The 1,302-nt window shown below is 67.0% G+C and carries 1 protein-coding gene; it reads left to right on the forward strand.

Annotated elements, in window-relative coordinates; all coding sequences use genetic code 11:
• Positions 1-292: 292 nt before the first annotated feature.
• Positions 293-1,302 (forward strand): FAD-binding oxidoreductase (locus tag I71_RS30000; protein WP_042703004.1); only part of this gene is annotated, 1,010 nt, incomplete at its 3' end.

A 1,302-nucleotide genomic window follows, 5' to 3' on the forward strand; every position in this document is an offset into this window, starting at 1 on the left:
CGCGGTTCGAGGGGGAGTAGAGCAACCGCCGTGCCAGATGGTCAGTTCAGCGGATTTTCTTGATTTTCAACGGTTCGGGGTGTGCGTCGGGGTGGGGCGTTGCAACAGGTGTTGCAGGGACTGTTGCGCCACCGGTGCAACAGGTGTGGCGGCGCGTGCGTGCAGGTGGGATCAGTCTGTGGCAGTCCCGGCATTCCACCCTTGCGCATCGCCTGTCTTGCCAAGCGCGCGCCTGCCGCTTTAGCCTCGCTTGGTCATACCAATGAACCATCGACCGGGAGGGACAACACCCATGACCGTCATCGCCACCACCCAGCCGCGCGCGGCCCTGACCGAGGAGGCTCGGGCCGAGCTGACGGCTCTGCTGGGCGACCGGTTCACCACCTCCCTGCCGGTGCGCGAGCATCACGGCAAGGACGAGTCCTACCACACCCCCTGTCCGCCGGATGGCGTCGCCTTCGCCAACTCGACCGAAGAGGTCAGCGCGATCGTGAAGATCTGCGCCAGGTACAAGCTGCCGATCATCCCCTTCGGCACCGGCACCTCGCTGGAGGGCGGCATCGCGGCGCTGGCCGGCGGCATCACCATCGACCTGTCGGGCATGCAGCAGATCCTGCGTGTCAGCGCGGAGGATCTGGACGTCACCGTCCAGGCCGGCGTGACCCGCAAGCAGCTGAACGAGCATCTGCGCGACACCGGCCTGTTCTTCCCCATCGATCCCGGCGCCAACGCCTCGCTGGGCGGCATGTCGGCGACACGGGCCAGCGGCACCAATGCCGTGCGCTATGGCACGATGCGCGAGAATGTGCTGGGCCTGACCGTGGTGCTGGCCGACGGCCGCGTCATCAGGACCGGCGGGCGGGCGCGCAAGTCGGCGGCCGGCTATGACCTGACCCGTCTGTTCGTCGGCTCCGAAGGCACGCTCGGCATCATCACCGAGGTGACGCTGAAGCTCTACGGCATTCCGGAAGCGATCTCGTCCGCCGTCTGCGCCTTCCCGACCATCAAGGGCGCGGTCGACACGGTGATCCAGACCATCCAGATCGGCGTCCCCGTCGCCCGCATCGAACTGCTCGACGAGGTGCAGATCGACGCCGTCAACAAATACTCCAAGCTCGACTACGCCGTCGCCCCGACCCTGTTCTTCGAGTTCCACGGCACCGAGGCCGGCGTGAAGGAGCAGGCGGAGATGGTTGCCGCCATCGCCGCCGAGCATGGCGGGATGGAGTTCGCCTGGGCGACCCGGCCCGGAGACCGCTCGAAGCTGTGGCAGGCCCGGCACGATGCTTATTACGCGGCACT

The sequence above is a fragment of the Azospirillum sp. B506 genome (genome assembly GCF_000333595.1).
Classification (GTDB): Bacteria; Pseudomonadota; Alphaproteobacteria; order Azospirillales; family Azospirillaceae; genus Azospirillum.